The sequence below is a fragment of the Pseudomonas sp. Pf153 genome, from assembly GCF_001269775.1.
Taxonomy (GTDB): domain Bacteria; phylum Pseudomonadota; class Gammaproteobacteria; order Pseudomonadales; family Pseudomonadaceae; genus Aquipseudomonas; species Aquipseudomonas uvaldensis.
The window spans coordinates 256,414-277,591 of the sequence record NZ_LHVL01000013.1 but is presented as its reverse complement, the minus strand read 5'-3'; the positions used below and the strand labels follow the sequence as shown (position 1 = coordinate 277,591).

General features: G+C 61.2%; 17 protein-coding genes. 10 read left to right on the top strand and 7 right to left on the bottom strand.

Annotation, left to right across the window (positions count from 1 at the left end; translation table 11 throughout):
* Window positions 1-11: 11 nt before the first annotated feature.
* The 6 genes from AD666_RS10130 to AD666_RS10105 all read right to left on the bottom strand — a co-directional run bounded on the left by AD666_RS10130 (window position 12) and on the right by AD666_RS10105 (window position 7,997).
* Window positions 12-1,355, bottom strand: coding sequence for a TolC family outer membrane protein (locus AD666_RS10130; protein WP_053151280.1), 1,344 nt, complete (start codon window positions 1,353-1,355; stop codon window positions 12-14).
* Between the two features lie 14 nt (window positions 1,356-1,369).
* A complete protein-coding gene (locus AD666_RS10125) occupies window positions 1,370-2,698 on the bottom strand; it encodes an HlyD family type I secretion periplasmic adaptor subunit (protein WP_053151086.1) in 1,329 nt (442 codons plus the stop codon).
* Window positions 2,699-2,712: 14 nt separating this feature from the next.
* Window positions 2,713-4,488 carry a type I secretion system permease/ATPase gene (locus AD666_RS10120; protein ID WP_053151083.1) on the bottom strand — a complete coding sequence of 592 codons (1,776 nt, stop codon included), beginning with the start codon at window positions 4,486-4,488 and terminating at the stop codon, window positions 2,713-2,715.
* Window positions 4,489-4,766: 278 nt separating this feature from the next.
* Complete coding sequence (locus AD666_RS10115) at window positions 4,767-5,204, bottom strand: AprI/Inh family metalloprotease inhibitor (RefSeq protein WP_172679611.1); 438 nt, start codon at window positions 5,202-5,204, stop codon at window positions 4,767-4,769.
* A gap of 87 nt (window positions 5,205-5,291) precedes the next feature.
* Window positions 5,292-6,749, bottom strand: a complete 1,458-nt coding sequence (locus AD666_RS10110; protein ID WP_053151078.1) for a serralysin family metalloprotease — start codon at window positions 6,747-6,749, stop codon at window positions 5,292-5,294.
* Window positions 6,750-7,082: 333 nt separating this feature from the next.
* Window positions 7,083-7,997 (bottom strand): LysR family transcriptional regulator, encoded by a 915-nt coding sequence (locus AD666_RS10105; RefSeq protein ID WP_053151075.1) that lies wholly within the window; start codon window positions 7,995-7,997, stop codon window positions 7,083-7,085.
* A 131-nt stretch (window positions 7,998-8,128) separates the two neighbouring features.
* Between AD666_RS10105 and AD666_RS10100 the strand changes: the two genes are divergently transcribed.
* Both AD666_RS10100 and AD666_RS10095 read left to right on the top strand, forming a co-directional pair.
* Window positions 8,129-9,592: an MFS transporter gene (locus tag AD666_RS10100; RefSeq protein ID WP_053151072.1), complete on the top strand. Its 1,464-nt coding sequence runs from the start codon at window positions 8,129-8,131 to the stop codon at window positions 9,590-9,592.
* A gap of 192 nt (window positions 9,593-9,784) precedes the next feature.
* Entirely contained in the window at window positions 9,785-10,063 is a 279-nt protein-coding gene (locus AD666_RS10095; RefSeq protein ID WP_053151069.1) for a DUF1652 domain-containing protein, read from the top strand.
* 58 nt (window positions 10,064-10,121) lie between these two features.
* Here the strand turns inward: AD666_RS10095 and AD666_RS10090 are convergent, their stop codons facing one another.
* On the bottom strand, window positions 10,122-12,593 hold the full coding sequence (locus AD666_RS10090; protein WP_053151066.1) for a UvrD-helicase domain-containing protein: 2,472 nt from the start codon (window positions 12,591-12,593) through the stop codon (window positions 10,122-10,124).
* Window positions 12,594-12,863: 270 nt separating this feature from the next.
* On the opposite strand from AD666_RS10090, the gene AD666_RS10085 reads away from it, so the two are divergent.
* The 8 genes from AD666_RS10085 to AD666_RS10050 all read left to right on the top strand — a co-directional run bounded on the left by AD666_RS10085 (window position 12,864) and on the right by AD666_RS10050 (window position 20,869).
* Window positions 12,864-13,880 carry a GlxA family transcriptional regulator gene (locus AD666_RS10085; RefSeq protein WP_053151275.1) on the top strand — a complete coding sequence of 339 codons (1,017 nt, stop codon included), beginning with the start codon at window positions 12,864-12,866 and terminating at the stop codon, window positions 13,878-13,880.
* A 223-nt stretch (window positions 13,881-14,103) separates the two neighbouring features.
* A complete protein-coding gene (locus AD666_RS10080) occupies window positions 14,104-15,528 on the top strand; it encodes an ATP-binding protein (protein WP_053151062.1) in 1,425 nt (474 codons plus the stop codon).
* A gap of 22 nt (window positions 15,529-15,550) precedes the next feature.
* Entirely contained in the window at window positions 15,551-16,201 is a 651-nt protein-coding gene (locus AD666_RS10075; RefSeq protein WP_053151060.1) for a response regulator transcription factor, read from the top strand.
* 100 nt (window positions 16,202-16,301) lie between these two features.
* Window positions 16,302-16,676, top strand: a complete 375-nt coding sequence (locus tag AD666_RS10070) for a response regulator transcription factor (RefSeq protein ID WP_053151058.1) — start codon at window positions 16,302-16,304, stop codon at window positions 16,674-16,676.
* A gap of 214 nt (window positions 16,677-16,890) precedes the next feature.
* Window positions 16,891-18,093 carry an NAD(P)/FAD-dependent oxidoreductase gene (locus tag AD666_RS10065; RefSeq protein WP_053151054.1) on the top strand — a complete coding sequence of 401 codons (1,203 nt, stop codon included), beginning with the start codon at window positions 16,891-16,893 and terminating at the stop codon, window positions 18,091-18,093.
* 221 nt (window positions 18,094-18,314) lie between these two features.
* Window positions 18,315-18,761, top strand: coding sequence for a DUF411 domain-containing protein (locus tag AD666_RS10060; RefSeq protein ID WP_053151052.1), 447 nt, complete (start codon window positions 18,315-18,317; stop codon window positions 18,759-18,761).
* 102 nt (window positions 18,762-18,863) lie between these two features.
* A complete protein-coding gene (locus AD666_RS10055; RefSeq protein ID WP_053151049.1) occupies window positions 18,864-19,895 on the top strand; it encodes an alpha/beta fold hydrolase in 1,032 nt (343 codons plus the stop codon).
* A gap of 11 nt (window positions 19,896-19,906) precedes the next feature.
* A complete protein-coding gene (locus tag AD666_RS10050; RefSeq protein WP_053151046.1) occupies window positions 19,907-20,869 on the top strand; it encodes a D-2-hydroxyacid dehydrogenase family protein in 963 nt (320 codons plus the stop codon).
* Window positions 20,870-21,178 lie beyond the last annotated feature (309 nt).

The following is a 21,178-nucleotide window of genomic DNA, read 5'->3' as shown; positions in this document are numbered from 1 at the left end:
GCCCAGGCTGGCTATTGCCCCTGCATCACGAAGGCCTCGTCCACCTTCGCCAGGTCCTGTTCCCCCAGGGTACCGGCGTAGTAGTGCAATTTGGTCCAGGCCATGAGGTAGTCATAGCGGGCCTTGGCCAGGTCGCGGCGCGTGGTGTAAAGCTGTTGTTCGGCATTGAGGGCATCGAGGTTGACCCGTTCGCCACCCAGGATGCTCTGCCGGGTGGAGACCACTAGCGCTTCGGCGGAGCTCAGGGCTTTCTGATAGGCCCGCAGCTTGTTCATCCCCGATACGCAAGCGCTGAACTGGCGACGCAGTTCGATCAGGGTTTCGCGGGTCTTGGCATCCAGCTCGTATTCGGCCTGTTCCATGGTGCGGCTGGCCTGGCGGGTTGCAGCCGACACGCCGCCTCCGGCGTACAACGGCACGCTGACTTCCAGGCCGACGGTGTTGGTGTCGTAGCGCTGGTTATAGGTGTTGCCGCTTTCCGACTCGTTCTGGCGCATCGTTGCGTAGGCGCTGACCTTGGGCAGGTGCCCGGCGCGGTTGCGCTCCACTTCGTAGCGGGCTACCTCCACGGCCTGGCGCTGGGAGGCCAGGTTCGGGTTGTTGCTCACGGCCAGCCCGTGCCAACTGTCGAAATTGGCCGGTTGCAGCGTGAACGCCTGGAAGGTCGCGCTCAGTGGCGCCAGGTCGCCAATGTCCAGCGCCGGAACGCCGATCAGTGCGCCGAGCTCTCGCAAGGCAGCGTCCTGCTCGTCACGGGCTTCGATTTCTTCGGCAACCGCCAGTTCGTAACGCGACTCGGCTTCCAGAATGTCGGTACGCGTGCCTTCGCCCTGACGAAACAGGTGTTCGTTCTGCCGGAACTGTTGTTCGAACGCCCGTTTCTTGGCCTGGGCGATGTCGATCTGATCCTGGGCAAACCGCGCCTGAGTGTAATGGCTCAGCACCCGCACCAGGAGCTCCTGGCTCTTGCTGCGGAAACTTTCATCGGCAAACAACGCCTGCGCCACGCCCTTGCGATACGCCGCATAGGCCTCGTAGTCCAGCAGCGGCTGTTGCAACGTCAGACTTGAGCCGTAGCTGCTGTAATTGCGATCGTCATGCTGGCTGGCGCCGTGGTCATTGAGGTACGTGACCTTGGATTTGTTACGGCCTTTGTTGTAGCTGTAGCCCAGGTGAGGCAGCAGACCTGCCCGGCCGATGGCGCGGTTCTCCAAGCCCGCGTCGCGCTCCTTGATCGCCCCGAGATAGACCGGGTCGTTGCGCAGGGCCTGTTCATAGATCTCGAAGGGCCCCATGGCCCAAACGTTATTGCAGACGGAAACGGCCAGCACCATCAACCAACGGAAAGACTTCATGCCACCGGACATCCTTATTCTTCGGTCAACGCAGAGCCGGCTCGGTCGAGCAGCGGTTTGAACAGGTAATTGAGCAGCGAGCGCTCACCCGTGCGCACGAACATCTGCGCCGGCATGCCGGGCTTGATCACCAGGCCGTTGAGCTTTTCCAGCGCCTCGTCGCCCACGTTGCTGCGCAGCACGTAATACGGCTCAGCGGTTTTCTCGTCGATCATCTGGTCGGCCGAAACCAGGCTGACTTCGCCTGAAACCCGAGGTGTGCGGTTCTGGTTGAACGCCGTGAAGAGGATGTCCACCGGCAAGTGAGGAGCGACCTTGTCGACCAGGTTGACCGGTAAACGCCCTTCCACTTCCAGCCGCGTGCCCTGGGGCACGATTTCCAGCAAGGTGTCGCCCTGGCGCACCACCGCTCCTTCAGTGTGCACGCCCAGATTGACGGCAATGCCGTCCGCGGTGGCGACGATCTCGCTGTGCTGCAGCTCGAACCCGGCGGATTTCAGCTGTTGTTGCAGGGTTTCGCTTTTGAGCTGGGCGTCGGCCAATTGGCTGCGCACTTCCTTCTGGTACTCCTCGCCATGCTGCTGCAGCTTCAGGCGCGATTCGAGAATGCCCTGCTCGACCCGGCCGCTTTCGCCACTGTTCTGGGCCAGTTCCTGCTGAACCTGTGACAGCTGCCGCTGGTATTCCAGCAAGCGATTGCGCGGAATATAACCGTTGTCCGCGAGCGGTTGCAGGTTGCTCAGCTGCGACCTCAACGAGTCAGCCTGGGCGCTCAAGTCACTGCGGGCCCGGCGCATGCCCGCCAGTTGCGCCATGGCGCCATCGATGCTGGCGCGCAAGGCAGCCTGCTCCCGGGCAAAGGCTTCGCGGCGGCTGCTGAATAGCTGGCGCTGGCCTTCAAGCACCAACGCCAGGCCAGGGTCGAGGTCGTCGTTCAGCTCTTTCGGAAAACTCAGCTGCGCCAGGTTGTCCCGCTCGCTTTGCCAGCGCGCCAGACTGGCCCGGGCCATGCGGTACTGGGCTTGCAGCGACTGCACATCGGCGGCGGCCTGGGTCTGGTCGAGCCGAAACAGCGCCTGGCCCTGAGTGACCGCCTCGCCTTCACGCACCAGGATCCGGCTGACCACGCCGCTGCTCATCGACTGCACGGCCTTGCGTTTGCCCGAGACGACTACGGTGCCCTGCACTGCGATACCCTGGTCCAGCGGCGCAAGGCTGGCCCAGGCGAAGAAACTGCCCGCACCGATGAGCGCCAGTGCCCAGCCCATGCGCGTGAAGAAACGGGCATCGCGTTCGGGGCGTTCGAGAGGCTGCCCCAGGGATGGAGAATATTCGGGGTTCATATCGCGATCCTTGCTTATACGCCGCCGGGCTGTCGGGTGGTGTGATACTGGCGACTCATACTCAGTCCACTGGGCGCTGCCTGGGATTTTTCCCGCGGGCCCTGGGGCTGTCCGGATAATTCCCGCAGCACGTCCTGGCTCGGACCGAACGCCTGGAGGCGGCCTTCGTTGAGCACCAACAGCTTGTCGGCCTGGGCCAGCGCCGAAGAACGATGGGTCACCAGAACGACAGTGGTGCCCTGCCCCTTCATGAGCGCGATGGCGCTGGCCAGGGCGGCCTCGCCAACCGTATCGAGGTTGGAGTTGGGCTCGTCGAGCACCACCAGGTTCGGCCGGTCGTACATCGCCCGGGCCAGAGCCACCCGTTGTTTCTGGCCGCCCGACAAACCGCCACCGTCTTCTCCAAGCAGGGTGTCGTAGCCTTGGGGCATGCGCAGGATCAGCTCATGCACGCCGGCCTGCTGCGCGGCGGCGACGACCTTCTGCGGATCGGCCTCGCGAAACCGGGCGATATTCTCGGCGATGGTGCCGCTGAACAGCTCGATGTCCTGGGGCAAATAACCGATGTACGGACCGAGCTGGTCGCGGCTCCAGCGATGGACATCGGCCCCGTCCAGCCGCACCGTGCCTCCCAGGAGCGGCCATACCCCCACCAGCGCCCGGGCCAGGGTGGACTTGCCGGACCCCGAGGCACCCAGCACCCCGAGCACTTCTCCGGCACCGAGGTTGAAGCTGACGTGATGCAGCGTCGCCTGGCGCTGTCCAGGAGGCCCTGCGCTGACCTGTTCGAAGCTCACCTGACCCTTGGGCGCTGGCAATGGCATCGTGTCGTCCTGTGGCGGGTACGCGCAAAGCAGCGCATCGAGACGGCGATAAGCCAGCTTGGCACCGCTCCACTGTTTCCATACGGCGATCAACTGATCGATGGGGCTCAGCACCCGGCCCATCAGGATCGAGCCGGCGATCATCATGCCGGCCGTCATATCGCCCTTGATCACCAGCACCGCGCCCAACCCCAGCGCCAACGATTGCAGGCACAGGCGCAAGGTCTTGCTGAGGGCACCGATCACCGCGCCGGTATCGCTGGCCTGGTTCTGCAAGCCAAGGAAACGCGAGTGCACAGCAAACCAACGGTTGCGCAGCGCGTCGAGCATGCCCATCGCCTGGATGGACTCGGCATTGTGCAGGTGGCTGGTCGCCAATTGGCTGGACCGTTGCGAGTAACCGCTGGCCTGCCCCAAGGGCTCCCGGGTCATGGCCTCGTTCAGGCAGGCCAGGCCGATGAGCAGCAACGTCCCAACGGTGGCGAAAATACCGAGCCAGACGTTGAACAGGTAAATCACCAGCAGATAGATCGGGAACCACGGCGCATCGAAGAAGGCGAACAACGCCGGGCCGGTGACGAACTGACGCACATGGGTCAGGTCGCCCAGGGATTGGCCGGCATTGCCCTCGCCCCTGAACAGGTTGCGCTCGAACGCAGCCTTGTAGACCTGGAGATTAAAGCGTCGCTCCAGTTGGCTGCCAATGCGGATGACGATGAAACTGCGGACCATTTCCAACAGGCCGATGAAAACGAAGAATCCCACTACCATCAGCGACAGCATGGCCAACGTGGTTTCGTTTTGCGACGACAGTCCGCGGTCATATACCTGGAGCATATAGATGGAAGGTGCCAGCATCAGAACGTTTATCAACGCGGTAAAACAACCGACACTCAACAGAATATTCTTATAATCGCCCAGCGCTTTAATCAGCGGCACCGTGGAAGCGTTCCTTGCCATGCTCATCGACTTTCCTTGCTGTTGGCCGGGCCAGTTAGTTAGGCTCTGTACGAAAAGCCTTGATACTCGTTCATGCTGCGTTGAAAACAGCCTCGCAATGCTCATGTACTACAGTACACTGCGCTTGCTCGGCTGTTTTCGCCTTGCCTGACCTTCGTCTCAAGACTTTTCATACAGAGCCTAGCGCCCCTGCAACTTGTCCATCTTTCAACTTCAATCGGCGCACACCGAAGCACGCACCTGTTTAAACAAGTGCGTGCCTGTAGCAAATGTTGAGTAAATGCTTAACGTGCGTTTTCCTGGATGTCCCGTTCAAGCAGAAGCCTCAATCCGGATTCCAGCGTCATCTGATAGCGGTCCGTCTCATGTCGCCCCAAATGTGTCCTGGCATTTTGTTTGCCGATCAATGAAAGACCGTCGGGCTCGGGAAACCAGTGGACCGGTTCATCACCGAGCCAGCGGCCCAGGCAATCGGTTTGTCCGCCCAGGCTCTGGTCGGCCTTGAGCTCGATGACGCAGATGTTGGACGGCTTGTCCTGCAGCGCCTGGGTGTGTGCATTTTCCTGCGGGCCTGCCAAAACGGCTCGCCAGACACCTGCCAGCTGTGAGGGTTCTGCTAACAATAGGCTGCGCGCCATGGCGGCTTCTCCAAAAGAACACATCGATGTAGCGAGTAACCAGGCGATTGCCGGGGTGCTACGGTGCATGAACGCTTTAATCATTTTCCTTCATTCCAGCGCCCTCTCCGGGCCCTGGCACCCGTCGTGATCTTTCGAACACGACGGGTGCCAGAACTCAGGGTGGCGATATCAGGCCACGATGTCCGAGACCGCTGCCTGGCCGACAGTGCTCACCAGGAAATCAGCCACGCCATGGCCCGAGAAGTCCACCGACAGCACGCTGTTACCGCCAGACGTCGACAGCACCGCATCGCCCGCCGTACCGGTGAAGGCATTGACGAAATGCAGCCCCGCGCCTTTGGTAATCCCTGTCAGGTCGATCTTGTCCAGGCCGCTGACGAAATCGAGGATCTGGTCGGTCGCACCCGGACGCGAGTCGGAACTGGCCGCGAACACGAAGGTGTCCGAGCCGGAACCTCCCCACAGTTTGTCTGCCCCGCCCGCGCCCCACAGGATGTCGTTACCCGCACCGCCCTTGAGATCGTTGGCCACTTCGTTGCCGATCAGCAGATCGCTGCCCGAGCCGCCAATGGCATTTTCAATGGTCGCACCCTGGGCGATGGAGACGTTGCCCACCATCCCGCCAACATCGGAAAACGAGGCGTCATTGAGGTTGATTTTCTGGTTCTGGGTGAAACCGGAGAAGTCCAGCGTATCCCGCCCGCCCGCGTCCCATACCGAGAACACCACTTTGTCTGAGGAGGAAGAGGCGCTGAGGAAGTCGCGGCCGGCGTTGGAGTTGAAACCGTAGGTCGTGTCACCGGTGCGGGTGCTGGTGTTGGCGCCGTAGAGTTTCTGGATGGCGGCGATGTCGTCCATCAGCGGACCCGAGGCATAGGCCTCGACCCCGCCCTTGCTGAAGTTCTGGTCGGTATTGCTTTCGCTCCAGTAGCTCATGAGGCTGTAGCCGCGGGTGTCTTCCGCGTACGTGGCGTCATTGTAGGTCGGGCTGCCTTCGCCGGCGTTGTAGTCGCCAGGGTGAGCCAGGCCAAGGGTGTGGCCGATCTCGTGGGTCAGGGTCTGGCGACCGTAATTGTTCAGGTCCGGGTTCTTGTTCTGGGTGTAGCTGCTGTTGATCAGGTACCAGGACGTGCCGTCATATCCCGCGCCGGTCCCTGGCAGGTAAGCGAAGGCCGCCGCCCCATCCTGACCGCTGCTGTAGTTGCCAAAGGTCATGTGACCGTCACCGCCACTGGCCTTCTCGGTGAACGTGACATTGGCGACGTCCGCCCAGGATTGCATGGCCAGGACCGCTTGGCCTTTCTGTTGTGCGCTGAACTGACTGAAGCCACTGATCCCATGTTTGTTCATGGTGCTTGTGGAGGCGGAGGTCAGGAAGGTATAGGTCAGTTCGATCTTGCCGCTACCGTCTCGATCCTGATACGCCGCGCCGTCACGCAGCAATTGAGTGGCCGCCTCGTCCACCGAGTAAGAGGGCTTGCCATTGATGGTCAGGTCCCCGCCCCGGTCGTACTGATGGCTGAAATTATTGATCTGGTTAAAGGCATTGCTGGGAGCGGCCAGGGCTTGTGGTGCCCACAGCAGTTGATCGGCAGCATCAATAACACCGGATTTGATTTTCGACATAAACACACTTCCTTGTTTGCAATGGAACAGTTTTTGTCAGACAGACAATCTCTGGCGAGATCGTCCAATCACTCGCCCAATTGAGGACGCAAGAAAACTGACACAATTCGAAATCAAACGTCTAGCGAATTTTTTCAAGGCCGAAAGACGCGCTATCCACTAACTAAGCCGAGTCGCTGGCTTCACCCCGCTAATACGGGAGTTTGTCGAAATCAGTTTAAGATTGTCGGACAAAACTCTATTTAAATATTAAATAACGTTAAACAGCCCGCTGCGAATCAGGTCGCACTTTCGCCAACTAAGTGCCAGCGAAACGCTATTAATTAATATCTACTAACCCTGAATGTAAGGGGAGACATTCGCTGCGCAGACTTCCCGCAGGCAACCTCGGAGCCAGCGATGCGCGGGGTCTGCGTCCATGCGTGGATGCCAGAGCATGGCGATCGTGAACGACGGCACGGCAAACGGCAGTACAAAGCTGTGCAAGCCAGCGCGAAGCCGCTCGGTGTAGCGTTCGGGGACGGTGGCGATCAGGTCACTGGCGCGTGCCAGTCCCAGGGCCGTGGAAAAACCCGGGACGGTGATGGCGATGCTGCGCGACAGATTCAACGGCGCCAACGCCCGATCAATGGGGCCGTGATCGAGGTCACGCAAGGAAACCCCGAGATGGCTTCCCGCCGCGTAGCCGGCTGTGGTGACCTCGCCCTGGCTCAGCGGATGCCCCAGGCGCACGACGCCGACGAACCGGTCAGTGAACAACGCCTGGGTCCGCAGCTCGGGGCCGGTGTCCTGGTCGACGACGGCAGTTTCCAGGTCCACGGTGCCTTCACGCAATGCCGTGCTGTCCTTGTTTGCCTTATCCACGAAGCGCAGCCGGACGCCGGGCGCCTCCACGGCGATGCGGGCCATCAGGTCAATTGCGAAGTTTTCCACGAATCCTTCTCGGGTGCGCAGTGTAAAGACCCGACTCAAACGGCGCAGATCCGGAACCTGCACGGGACGCAGCACCGCCTGGGCTTCCTGAACCAATTGACCCACCTGCTCACGGAGCTGCAGTGCGCGTGGAGTGGGAACCAGCCCGCGCCCGGCCCGCACCAGCAACGGGTCGCCCAACGTGTCCCGTAATCGTGCCAATGCGCGGCTCATCGCCGAAGGGCTGAGCCGAAGCCGTTGGGCGGCACGGGCCACGCTGCTCTCCGACAGCAATACGTCAAGGGTGATCAGCAGATTGAGGTCAGGCTGTGACATGGGCAATCCTGCGGTGAGAGATGGCGTTACATGCAGCTATAAAGTGCAAATGCTGCGTCTTCCGCCATGTTAAGACCAAGCGTAGCGTTGGGACAGCTCCGTTTCCAGGAGCCGCAGACGGAGCCAACGCCATGCAACCAGCCAATACGGAACCATGCCCGCCCATGAACATCCCTCCACGAACAACCAGTACCACTCGCTGGGCACTGACCAGTCTCTCACTCGCAACACTCCTGGCCTCGTTGGGCGCCAGCGTCGCCACGGTCGGCCTGCCGGCACTGGCCCAGGGGCTCAATGCTTCGTTCCAGGCGGTGCAATGGGTGGTGCTGGCCTATCTGCTCGCGATCACCACTTTGATCGTCAGCGTCGGACGTCTGGGGGACCTGCTGGGGCGACGTCCCCTGCTGCTGGCCGGCATTCTACTGTTCACCTTGGCATCGGGCATGTGCGGCTTGGCACCTTCGCTTGGGTGGTTGATCGCAGGACGCGCCCTGCAAGGCCTTGGGGCCGCCATCATGATGACGCTGACCCTCGCGCTGGTGGGCGAAACGGTGGTCAAGGAAAAGACCGGCAGCGCTATGGGTCTGTTGGGCACGCTTTCGGCGGTAGGCACGGCCCTGGGCCCTTCACTGGGGGGCACGCTGCTGGGCGCGTTCGGCTGGCAGGCGATCTTTCTGGTGAACGTCCCTTTTGGATTGCTGACGCTGATACTGGCCTGGCGTTCCCTGCCTGTGCGCCTGGCTACGATGAAAGCCGGGAAAATCCGATTCGACGGGCCAGGCACGCTCTTGCTGGCGGCGGCCCTCGGAGCTTATGCGCTGGCCATGACCCAAGGCCACGGCAGCTTCGGTGGGTCCAACTTCGCCCTGTTGGCATTGGCTGCCCTCTGCACAGGCCTGTTTGTCCTGGTCCAGACCCGTGCCGTTTCACCATTGATCCCCTTGGGCCTGTTCCGGGATCGGCTGTTGGTTGCGGGCCTGACCACCCATGCGTTGGTCGCCACGGTGATGATGGCGACTCTGCTGGTGGGCCCCTTCTACCTGTCCATCGCCCTCGGGCTGCCGGCGCCCCTGGTGGGCTTGACCCTGGCCGTGGGTCCCGTCACGGCGGCGTTGACCGGTGTGCCTGCCGGACGCCTCGCGGACCGCTTTGGCGCGCTACCCCTGCGGCGCGTCGGGCTGGCGGTCATGCTGCTCGGCTGCACGACGCTGGCGATGCTGTCACCCGCATTCGGGACGCTTGGCTATGTCGCGGCGATCATGGTGACGACTCTGGGTTATGCCCTGTTCCAGACCGCCAACAACACAGCGGTAATGGCGGACATCCCCACCGGCAGTCGCGGCGTCATCTCCGGACTGCTCAACCTGTCGCGCAATCTGGGGTTCTTTACCGGTGCTTCAGTGCTCGGCGCAGTTTTCGCCGCCGCATTACCAACGAGCGGTATCAATGCCGCCGCCCCGGAAACGGTGGCGAACGGCTTGAATATCACCTTCATCGCGGCATCATTGCTCATCTTTATGGCGCTGCTTATCGTCCAGCTAAATCCCGTGCCAGAGCCATCGGACGAGTGCCAGGCGCCCCCTCGCCAAGGATGATGGCACTGTGGGCCCTGCCGTTTAAGTCGTGATCCAAATCAAAAAAAATGAACCAATCGCCAAACGGACTGAAAAAAGCCACGTGAGATTCATTTCCAGGTGCTATTTTTAGTTCTCACTGGTAGAGCCATGATGGCTCTTCCTTCCTGATATGAGCAAAAGGAAGCGCTTGATGAAGAGGGCGGGCAACAGATGAATAGAGGATCTTCCAGCAAGGTAACGTTTCCCAACGCCTGCCAATTGATGCGCTGGCATTTTCATCCCATGGGTTTCGAGGCCAGTATGGATGCCCCGGGCAGCATGGTCGCCCGACTGTTCGATCGCGCCAGTGGCGAAACCATGATTGCGATCGCGGGCATTCCCTGTGCGACCGTGATGAATGCCCCCGACGTGGAGCGAATCATCGAGGCGGTGGAAGCCGAGCTGGAGGCCTTTGTCCCCCCCACGGGTTTGACGCGATTTGCTTGCTGACTAAAAAAGCCCACTCAGTGGGCTTTTTTGTGGGCGCTTACTCGCCGAAGCAGTCCCCTCAGTTGATCCGAGCGCGGCGCAGGTCGGCAAAAAATGGCTTGCCCGTTGCGATGCGATCCGAGGCCTTGGGCGCGTTGGCGGCCTGGCCCTCCTGACTGTCGACGTACCAATAGCAATGCTGCACCGCACGAGTGATTCCCACATAGGCCAGACGCAGGATCTCGTCTTTCTGCGCCGTGTCGTACGGCTCGACATCCCCATCCTGCCCCAGTCCGGCCATCCGGTAGACCTGATTCTTGTAAGGCGAACGGGTCAGGTGCTGACAGTCGCCGAGCAGGAATACCGCGTCGGCCTGGAGCCCCTTGGCGCTGTGGTAGGTCATCAATCTCAGACGTCGGGCTTCATAGGGCAAGCTAGAATCCACATTAAGTATTGGATGAATATACTTTTCTATCAGTGACTTATCGCTACTTTTTCGATACAACATCAAGATCGTATCACCCTGGCGATAATGCTCATCCAACCGGCGAGCCAGTTCCTCCTCGTCGCGATCCAGTACGGTGACCGGGCTTGGCGTCACCGGCTTGCCGCTGGCCTTGGCTTTCTTACCGGGGATCGCGGCTGTTGCCCGGACGATGTGCTCAGCCGCATCGATGATGTGCTGATGACTACGGTAGTTATCGGTAAGCATCACCCGGGTATTCGCCGGCGACGGGAAGTGCTTGGCGAATGCCATGAAGTAGCTGGGTGAACTGCCACGCCAGCCATAGATGGATTGCCAATCATCGCCCACGCACAATAAGGACGAGCGTTGCGCGGCGCACCCCACATGCAGCGCGGGACCACGACTGCGCACCTCTCGAAGGCAGGCGCGGAGCCAGGAAACGATCTGCGGTGAAACGTCCTGGAACTCGTCGATCATCACGTGGGACAAAGGCCGCAGAAGCTCATCCCCAAGTAGCTTGAAGTTCTCAGGGGAATGCTCGCTGAACAGCGCGAACATCCGATTGTAGGTCATGACAGGCGGCGACTGGTCCAGCAGATGGTCTTCAAAGGCTCGCCAGTAGCGGCTCAGCGCTTCAAAGAAATACCGATCCGGATCGTCCTGGGCGAAACACATCCGCCCCACCGCATCCGGCACATCCAGCCCAAGGTTTTCGATGAACCCGGCGGCGGCCACGAAACAATCCAGCAACGGCGCCGCCGCCAATTCGCCCTTGACCTTGTAGTCGAAGCCGGGTCCGGCACTGGCATCCCCGGCCAGCGTGCTCAGCAGGCGCTTGGACGACTCATAGTTTTCCAGCCATATCAAAGGCTTATTACAGAAAGCTTGAAAAAGGGTTCGCTTGACCGCCCACTCCGCCCGGATACTCAACCGTGCGCCCGGACGGCTGAGCCGGGCATCCTCCTGCGGATCGAAGCCGAGCATTACCCAGCTATCCAGCGAGGCGATGTAGCCATGGCAATGGAATGTCGAGCCGTTGATCTCGAAGGCTTGGCGCCTGGGCTCGATACCTTTGATGGGCCAGGCACCGGCGCCAAACCAAAGGTCTTCGATGGCATCGCATAATTCTTCATCGCGCTGTGCGGCAAGTTCGGTCACGGCGACGCGTTTTTGTACATCGGGGTGGTCGCGCTCCAACGCTTTCAGTTGCAAGGCGTGCCGGGACAACTGGCCGACCAGTTCCCGGAATCGGCCATCGCGCTGATAAAGGTGGTGATAACAGGCATTGAGTTGCTGGCGTTGAGCCTCATTGATGCGCAAATCGAAGGGATTGCCCGGCTCCTGCTCATCACCGGTTGCGGCGCGATGGCTCAGGGTTTCGAAAGCCTGGAGCCGCTCGAAGCCGGGCAGGCTGCGAACCATCGGCAGGATGCGCGAATGGAAGGTCCGCACCAGGTCACGGGCTTCCTTGAGGCTGACCGTACGCCCCCACAAGGCAAGGACGTCGATCAGTTTGCGGATGAAATCCTTGCGCGACTCACGGGTGAACGTCACTACGGTCATTGAATCCAGCTCGAACCCCAGGTATTGGGACAGCACCACGATACGCAATACCAGGGTCGTGGACTTGCCCGCGCCAGCGCCGGCAACCACCGATGTCGAAGGTGTATCGCTGAATATCATTTTCCACTGGGCGGCACTGGGTTGTGCGTGGGCAGGCAGCAACCGGGCGACGTCCGCCTTGACGCGCTTTTTCAGCTCGGCTGTCAAAGGCAGGCGCCAGTCATCGAATAACAGATCATCGACTTTCGGTGCCGGGTGCTCCGTGCTGCGCGAGTCACGTATCAACAGGACCTGACGTCCCGCCTCCAGTCCCTCGGCCTTGCCTTCCCGATAGCCGTAATCGAAGCCGGCGGTATGCCCGCTACGAAAGCCATCCGCCTGACCGTGCAGCCAGGACGCCCGATGCTGGGCTCGCAGCCGCGTCAGGCCCTGCCCCAGTAGACGCACCGCCAGACGCTTGAGCAGCGACATCCGGGCCAGGGGTAGAAGTTCGGGAGGAAGGTCGGGAGAGTGTTGCGCCACGCTAAAGACTCCGGTGTTCTGAACCAGGGGCGTCTATGGTGGCTGTATTTACCGCCGAGTGCCACTCAAAAGCTTTCAAGTCATGGGGTTAGGCGATGAAGTGAAAGTGCCTTCGTAGCGCCACTATTGCGGGCTTGCCTGCGAGTCAGTTGTGCCGGATTCGAAAAATCGGCCGCTCGCCACACCCAGGGTTCGACCAGTCGACGGACATCGAGACGATCCGTTATTGTGCCGTTCCGCTACCTCGTCCCCCTGCCCTGGGCAATCATCATGAACCAGATGAACCATGACCTCGCTGTCGCCAGCGATATGACCTGCCAGCCACGCAACCTGGTGTTCCTGGCATACCCCAGGATGGGATTACTGGACCTGACCGGCGCCCAGACAGTTTTCTGGGCAGCCACCAAGGCCATGACCGAGCGCGGCCTGCCCGGCTACGCGATGCACACGGCTAGCCTGGACGGCGGCCTGATGCCGACCGCCGAAGGCCTCGCCGTGGAGACCAGCCCCCTGCAGCGGTTGGACGGGGTGGCTATCGATACGCTGATCGTGCCCGGCGCCCCCGATATCCGCCAGGCGATGATCGACTGCGTCGACCTGGTGGCCTGGCTGCGCGCTGCGGCGACCAAGGCCAGGCGCACGGCATCGGTGTGCAGCGGAACGTTTCTGATGGCCCAGGCCGGGTTGCTCGACGGACGGCGAGCCGCTACCCATTGGGCCATGTGCGACATGCTCAAGAACGGTTTCCCGGCGATTGAAGTCGATCTGGATGCGATTTTCATCCAACAGGACCGCATATGGACCTCGGCGGGCGTGAGTGCCGGCATCGACATGGCCCTGGCGCTGGTCGAAGCCGACTGCGGTCGCGAGGTGGCGCTGCAGGTGGCCCGGGAACTGGTTGTGTTTCTCAAGCGGCCCGGTGGACAAGCGCAGTTCAGCCAGCTCTTGCAATTGCAGACACAAGACAGCGCCGGATTCGACGAATTGCACGTGTGGATTGCCGAGCACCTGAGCGACGACTTGACCATTGAACGATTGGCCCGTCAGGCCCGCATGAGCCCCCGCAATTTTGCGAGGGTCTACAAGCGCCGCACCGGACACACCCCGGCCAAGGCCGTCGAGATGTTCCGTCTGGAGGCCGCGCGGCGGTTGCTGGAAGACTCCCTGCGCAACATCGACCAGATCGCCCGATCATGTGGCTTCGGCGATGAGGAGCGGATGCGCCATACCTTCCAGCGCCACCTCGCCATTTCTCCCCGGGATTACCGTCAGCGGTTTTCCCGCTGACGCCCGCCAACAGGACCCTGTGGCAGGATTTCAGGGTTTTCTGTCCTACCTGCAAAAACGCGGCACTTTTAAGATACGAAACCGATGCCCTGTCTTTCCCGACTATCCGGAACCGGTCTCCAATAACAAAAGGTCTGCCAGCGTGCCCACACCCGCCACGATGTTCAGGAACATCTATGACAGCCTCCGGTATAACCCTTGCCAGATCGCGTCGCGACCGTCGATGGGGATCAGTCCCAACCCGATGGTCAACACGTTGGGCTGGGCGGTCGGTTTGTTGGTGGCCTGCGGCATCGTCATCATCAACTCCGAGACCCGGTCCGATCTGGCCCCCACGCTGCTGTACATCACATTACTGTTGATGGCGGCCAATCTGTTCTCCATCAACCTGGTCATCACCGTCGCACTGATGTGCATGTTTCTGCTCACGGCGATGTTCCTGTACAACGGCGGCTATCACCGCTGGGATTCCACTACCGGTTTTTTCAGGTGCCTGACAGCCTTGTCGGCCATCGCCTTCCTGGCGTTGCGCAGCAAGCAGGCATCCGACAGCCTGCGCCACAACGAGGCGTACCTGGTCGGCGCCCAGCGTCTGAGCCAGACCGGAAGTTTCGGTTTTCGGGGCGACCGCTCGGACCTGTCCTGGTCGGAGGAGTCGGCACGGATCTTCGAATACCCCTGCGGCAAGCCCCCCACGGTTTCAATGGTGCTGGAGCGCACTCATCCCGAAGACCTGGAACGGCTACTGGACATGTTCGGGCAGGCGGCACGTCGCGAACCTCAGATCGAGGTGGAGCTGCGCCTGCTGATGCCAGACGGTCGCGTCAAACACATCCATATGATTGCCAGCCTCCTGCCTGCCTCCCAGGGTCGTTGCCAGTATCTGGGGGCGTTGATGGACATGACCGCCAGCAAGGAGGCCGAAGCAGCACTGTTTCGTGCCCAGGCCCAACTGGCCCACGTCACCCGCCTGACCTCCCTGGGGGAAATGGCCGCTTCCATTGCCCACGAAGTCAACCAGCCGCTCACCGCCATTACCAGCAGCGCGCAGGCCTGTCGGCGCTGGCTGGAGCGTCCGGAACCCAATATGAAGGAAGCCCTCGACTCCCTCGAGCGGATCGTCGCCAGCTCGCGTCGCGCCAGCGAGGTCATCGACCGCATCCGAGCGCTGTCGCGAAAATGCGATCCACGGCGCCAGGCCGAGTCCCTGGATGAAGTGGTCCACGAGACATTGAACCTGGTCCAGCAGCAACTGGTGCTTCATAAGGTCACTGTGAAAGCCGATCTGGCCAGCCCCGCGGCCCGGGTCAGTGCCGATCGGGTGCAATTGCAGCAGGTGATCATCAATCTGGTCATCAATGCCTGTCATGCCATGGACGGTGTTGCGGTGAGTGAGCGGGTTCTGCAGATACGCACCTGGATCGCGGATAACGAGGCCATCCTGGACGTGACCGACCAAGGCACAGGCATCGCTGAAGACATCCTGCCGTCGCTGTTCACCCCGTTTTTCACCACGAGGCAAAACGGCCTCGGAATGGGGCTCGCCATCTGCCGTTCCATCATCGAGTTCCATGACGGCAGGATCTGGGCCACCAGCGAAGCCGGTCGAGGGACTTCGTTCAGATTCGCGCTACCGCTCCTTCCCTAAACCCTGATTGTCGGACACGCCAATGACTTCCGATCACGCCACTCGCCAGGTCACTCTCCAGGAACCGATCGTCTACATCGTCGACGACGATGAGCCACTGCGCGAAGCCCTGGGCAGTCTGTTGCGGTCCATCGACCTGCACGTCGAAACCTTCGGCTCGGTGGCGCAGTTCATGCAACATCCCCGTCCCGCCGTACCCAGTTGTCTGGTGTTGGATGTCCGTTTGCGGGGCACCAGCGGCCTGGATTTCCAGCAGGAGTTGGCAGCGGCCAACATCCACCTGCCGATCGTGTTCATGACCGGGTATGGCGACATCCCCATGACCGTCCGGGCCATGAAGGCCGGCGCGGTGGACTTTTTGAGCAAGCCTTTCCGGGAGCAGGATCTGATCGACGCGGTCTCCGCCGCTCATCAGCGGGACCGGGTGCGCCGCGAGTCCGACCATGCCCGCCAGGCGCTGGAAGAACGCTACGCCGCCCTGACGCCACGGGAGAAGCAGGTCATGGCGCTGGCCGTCTCGGGTCTGATGAACAAGCAGATCGCCGGAGAAATCGGCCTGAGCGAAATCACGGTCAAGATCCACCGCGGCCAAGCCATGCGCAAAATGTGCGCGCGCTCGTTCGCCGACCTGGTCCGCATGGGCCAGGCATTGGATATCCGCCGCCCCGGCTGAATCTTCATACCCACGTATACTAGGCGCGGACCATGGACAGCGTATCTTGCAGTGACAACGGCGCCGTTATGGCGACCTGATATCGCTGCCGGGTATCGCAATGTCCAACACCGCAATCATTTCAGTTGTCGATGACGATGAATCCGTTCGAAAAGCACTGGACGGCCTGTTACGTTCCATCGGGTACACGGTGCGTACTTACGCCAGTGCCCCGGACTTCCTTTCCGGCAGCGGCCCCGAACACACCGATTGCGTGATATCGGACATCAAGATGCCTGGCATGAGCGGCATCGAAATGTGCAACGAACTGGCCGCCCGGAACATCCACATACCGATCATTATCATCAGCGGCCATCCCGGCACCCCGCCCCGGGTCAAGGCCGGCGTGACCGAGCCGGTGGCATTCTTCCCCAAGCCGTTCGGCTGCGCGGAACTGATCACCTGCATCGAATCCGTGCTCAAGCGCACCATTTGATAAGCCAGCCGCGCTAACACCTTCGTATAGGTCCTTCATACCCACACATATTCCCGCTGACCTTATGTAGAAGTGTTGGACGCCCCGCCGACGCATAACATTTCCCTGGCGGACCGAAGCTGGAGGCGTAAGCCAGGCACCTTCGGGGTACTCGCGGCGCGGTCACAATGAAATGGGCTGAACCCTTCAACGATTTTGTCTTCGGGAGCAAATCATGAAACAGCATATTCTGGTGGTGGGCGCAGGGTTCGGCGGGCTCTGGAGCGCGTTGAGCGCCGCCCGGCTTGTAGACATGCACAAGCGCAACGATGTGCAGATCACGGTCCTGGCGCCCCAGGCCGAGCTGCGGATCCGGCCTCGTTTCTACGAGCCCGATGTGCATACCATGGCGGCACCGCTTCATGGATTGTTCGATGCGGTCGGTGTGAATTTCGTCCAGGGCTCGGCCCACCGCATCGACCCCGTCAACAAAGAGGTCGGCTACCACGACGCCTCCGGCACCCAGGCCACGCTGAACTATGACCGCCTGGTCCTCGCCACGGGCAGCAAACTGGTCCGTCCGGACCTTGAAGGCATGCTCGAGCATGCCTTCGACGTCGATGAAATCGAACAGGCGACGCGCCTCGAAGCCCACCTCAAATCCCTCAAGCGCCTGCCAGACAGTCCGGCTCGCAACACCGTGGTGGTTGCCGGCGGAGGCTTTACCGGTATCGAGACCGCAACCGAAATGCCCGCCCGCCTTCGAGCGATCCTCGGCGACGACGCGAAAATCCGGGTGATCGTTGTGGATCGCGGCCCGCGGATCGGCGCCTCCCTGGGCGAAGGCATTAGTCCGTCGATCATAGAAGCCTCCGGGCACCTGGGTGTCGAATGGATCCTCAACGCCTCGGTCGAGTCAGTGGATGCCGGCGGCGTCACTCTGTCGGACGGCCAGCGCATCGAGTCCAACACTGTCATCTGGACCGTGGGTTTCCACGCCAGTCCGCTGACCCAACAAGTGCCCGGCACTCGGGACCGTCAGGGTCGCCTGCATGTCGACGGCAATCTGAAAGTGCTGGGCCAGAACGACATCTTCGCCGCCGGTGACGTGGCCTATGCCGCTACCGACACCTTGGGCAACTACGCAGCCATGTCCTGCCAGCACGCCATCGCCCTGGGTCGCTATGCCGGCAACAACGTGGCGGCCGATCTGCTGGGCGTGGCACCGATCGCCTACAGCCAGCCCAAGTACGTCACGTGCCTGGACCTGGGGGCCTGGGGCGCAGTATTCACGGAAGGCTGGGATCGCCAGCTCAAACTGGTGGGACAGGAAGCCAAAGAGCTCAAGACCCAGATCAACACAGTTTGGATCTACCCACCTGCTGCCGATCGTGCGGCAGCCCTGGCGGCAGCCGATCCGATGATTCCGGTGGCGTGACGCCCACTCCCTGCTCCGGCCAGTGCTCTCCTTTCTGAGTCGGCTTTTCCCGGACGCCCGCCAATGCCATTTGGGCGGGCGTTTTTTTTGCTGGTAACACAGGTGTAGCCTTCAAGAGTTCCAACCTTACAATTGTGTCATCTGCCCCTCAGCGCCCTGTCAGCTCCTATCCCCTACTCTGTTATCCTTTCTTCCAAATCGCACTCCACGAGGCAGCCTCCATGTCCAAACCCTTGCATCTGCTCGCCCTGAGCGCCCTGTTCATCACCACCCTGGCCCAGGCTGCCGAGCCGCTCACCATCGACGTGCACCGCGACGCCAACTGCGGCTGCTGCAAGAAATGGATCTCGCACCTGCAGGAGAATGGCTTCAAGGTCAACGACCATGTCGAAGCCGACATGGACGCGGTAAAGCAGCGCCTGGGCGTGGCACCGAACCTGCGTTCTTGCCACACCGCTGAAATCAACGGCAAGTTTGTCGAAGGTCACGTACCGGCGGACCAGGTGATGGCTTTGAGCAAACGCGAGGATCTGCTCGGCGTGGCTGCGCCTGGCATGCCCATGGGTTCGCCCGGTATGGAAATGGAGGGCATGAGCGATGCCTATCAGGTGATCGGCCAGAAAAAAGACGGGGCTCAAACCGTCGTAGCGGACTATCCGGCCCATTGATAAGCACTGCGTGGAACGTTCGGGCCGTTCGATTGCCTGTGGTTAATGTCGCCATAATCGGGTCGCCCCAGGATCGGTCGGCTGCCCCAAAGGAGATTGACCATGTCGCGTTCCACTGCCCGCTGGTTGCCCAGCCTCTTGCTGACTGCCGCCCTGCCTCTGCTGGCCCACGCCGCGAGCCCGCCTGAAGGCCCGGCCTACGGGCCGCAGCTCGAGGGGTTCGAATACCCCTACACGCTCAAGCATTTCGCCTTTCAGTCTCAGGGCCAGTCATTGCAGATGGGCTACATGGACGTCCCGGCCCAGGGCAAAGTCAATGGCCGCAGCGTGGTGTTGATGCACGGCAAGAACTTCTGCGCCGCCACCTGGGGCGATTCGATCAAGACCCTCAGCGAAGCCGGGTATCGAGTGATCGCGCCGGACCAGATCGGCTTTTGCACTTCCAGCAAGCCTGATCGCTACCAATACAGCTTCCACCAACTGGCCATCAACACCCAGGCCCTGCTCAAGGCCCTTGGTGTGCAGAAATCCATCGTCCTGGGCCACTCCACCGGCGGCATGCTCGCCACCCGCTACGCCTTGCAGTTTCCCGATCAGGTCGAGCGACTGGCGATGGTCAACCCTATCGGCCTGGAAGACTGGAAAGCCCTCGGTGTGCCTTACCGCACCGTGGACCAATGGTACGAACGCGAGCTGAAACTCAACGCCGACGGAATTCGTAATTACGAGCGCACCACTTACTATGGCGGTCGCTGGAAGCCCGAATTCGAGCGCTGGGTAGGCATGCTCGCGGGCTTGAACAAAGGCCCCGGGCACACCCAGGTCGCATGGAACTCGGCGTTGATCTACGACATGATCTTCACCCAGCCGGTCTACTACGAATTCAAGGACCTGAAGATGCCGACGCTGCTGCTGATCGGCACGTCCGATACCACCGCCATTGGCAGCGACATCGCGCCGCCGGCGGTGAAGGCCAGGTTGGGTCGCTATGACGTACTGGGCAAACAGGTCGCCCAGCTCATCCCGCGCTCGACTCTGGTGGAATTCGACCATCTGGGACACGCGCCGCAGATGGAGGAGCCGGAACGGTTCCATGAAGCATTGCTGAGCTGGCTGAACAAACCCATTCCCTGACGAGGTGTTCCATGGCGGTGCAGATAGCAGTCATCGACGATTGGCAAAACGTGGCGCGGGACGTCGTGGACTGGTCGGTGCTGCACGGCATCGGTCAGGTGACATTCCTGCATGACTTCCCCGCCGACCGCGATACCCTCGCCAAACGCCTCGAGCCTTTCGAAGTGATCTGCGTGATGCGCGAACGGACCTCATTCGACGAAGGCCTTCTGCGTCGCCTGCCCAGGCTCAAGCTGTTGCTCACCGGAGGCATGCGCAATGCCGCTCTGGATCTCAAGGCCGCTGCCGAGCTGGGCATCCAGATTTGCGGCACCGAAAGCTACAAGCACGCCGCCCCTGAACTGACCTGGGCGTTGATCATGGCCCTGAGCCGAAACCTGCTCCAGGAAGCCAACGCCCTGCGCGCAGGACTGTGGCAGCAAGGCTTGGGAGGCGACCTCCACGGCAAGACCCTGGCGATCCTGGGGTTGGGCAGCATCGGCAAGCGAGTGGCGCAGTTCGGCCAGGTGTTTGGCATGCGCGTGATTGCCTGGAGCCAGAACCTCACCGCCGAGCAGGCCGCCGAAGCGGGAGTGACCTATGTGGGTAAGCAGCAACTGTTCGAGCAGGCTGACATCCTCTCGATCCACCTGGTGCTTGGGGAGCGTTCCCGTGGGCTGGTCGATGCCCAGGCGCTGGGCTGGATGAAGCCCGAAGCGCTGCTGGTCAACACCGCCCGTGGTCCGATTGTCGACGAAGGCGCCCTGATCGACGCCCTGCAAAACAGACGCCTGGCCGGCGCCGCCCTGGACGTTTTCGCCGAGGAACCCCTACCCCCCGATCATCCGTTCCGCACGCTCGACAATGTACTGGCCACGCCGCACGTGGGTTACGTCAGCCGACAGAATTACCGGCAGTTCTATTCCCAGATGATCGAAGACCTGCAAGCCTGGGCGACCGGCAAGCCGATCCGCCTGTTGACGCCGACTACCTGATTCCCTGTTGGGAGCGAAGGGAGCGAAGCGGCGAATCAGCCGCCCCAAAGTTGGCCGTACTGACGCATTCGCGAGTAAGCCCGCTCCCACAGGTCCGCTGTTGATCAACGTTTAGCAGGCTTCAAAAGCCATCAAAACGCCTCCCTTTTTCCCCTGCCCCCTAATGGTGCATCACGCCATTTCAGCGCGCACATCGATGAAACGCGATGTTCCCGCTACACCAAACACATGACAGAAACCTGCACTTCGTCGGTGCGTATTTCTCGTTGTCGTGTAAGACATTGCCGACAAAAGACGTGATTGTCCGAC

Coding starts and splice junctions, on each gene's coding strand:
- AD666_RS10130 (WP_053151280.1), bottom strand. CDS start 1,355: ATGAAGTCTTTCCGTTGGTTGATGGTGCTGGCCGTTTCCGTCTGCAAT.
- AD666_RS10125 (WP_053151086.1), bottom strand. CDS start 2,698: ATGAACCCCGAATATTCTCCATCCCTGGGGCAGCCTCTCGAACGCCCC.
- AD666_RS10120 (WP_053151083.1), bottom strand. CDS start 4,488: ATGAGCATGGCAAGGAACGCTTCCACGGTGCCGCTGATTAAAGCGCTG.
- AD666_RS10115 (WP_172679611.1), bottom strand. CDS start 5,204: ATGATTAAAGCGTTCATGCACCGTAGCACCCCGGCAATCGCCTGGTTA.
- AD666_RS10110 (WP_053151078.1), bottom strand. CDS start 6,749: ATGTCGAAAATCAAATCCGGTGTTATTGATGCTGCCGATCAACTGCTG.
- AD666_RS10105 (WP_053151075.1), bottom strand. CDS start 7,997: ATGTCACAGCCTGACCTCAATCTGCTGATCACCCTTGACGTATTGCTG.
- AD666_RS10100 (WP_053151072.1), top strand. CDS start 8,129: ATGCAACCAGCCAATACGGAACCATGCCCGCCCATGAACATCCCTCCA.
- AD666_RS10095 (WP_053151069.1), top strand. CDS start 9,785: ATGAATAGAGGATCTTCCAGCAAGGTAACGTTTCCCAACGCCTGCCAA.
- AD666_RS10085 (WP_053151275.1), top strand. CDS start 12,864: ATGAACCAGATGAACCATGACCTCGCTGTCGCCAGCGATATGACCTGC.
- AD666_RS10080 (WP_053151062.1), top strand. CDS start 14,104: ATGGGGATCAGTCCCAACCCGATGGTCAACACGTTGGGCTGGGCGGTC.
- AD666_RS10075 (WP_053151060.1), top strand. CDS start 15,551: ATGACTTCCGATCACGCCACTCGCCAGGTCACTCTCCAGGAACCGATC.
- AD666_RS10070 (WP_053151058.1), top strand. CDS start 16,302: ATGTCCAACACCGCAATCATTTCAGTTGTCGATGACGATGAATCCGTT.
- AD666_RS10065 (WP_053151054.1), top strand. CDS start 16,891: ATGAAACAGCATATTCTGGTGGTGGGCGCAGGGTTCGGCGGGCTCTGG.
- AD666_RS10060 (WP_053151052.1), top strand. CDS start 18,315: ATGTCCAAACCCTTGCATCTGCTCGCCCTGAGCGCCCTGTTCATCACC.
- AD666_RS10055 (WP_053151049.1), top strand. CDS start 18,864: ATGTCGCGTTCCACTGCCCGCTGGTTGCCCAGCCTCTTGCTGACTGCC.
- AD666_RS10050 (WP_053151046.1), top strand. CDS start 19,907: ATGGCGGTGCAGATAGCAGTCATCGACGATTGGCAAAACGTGGCGCGG.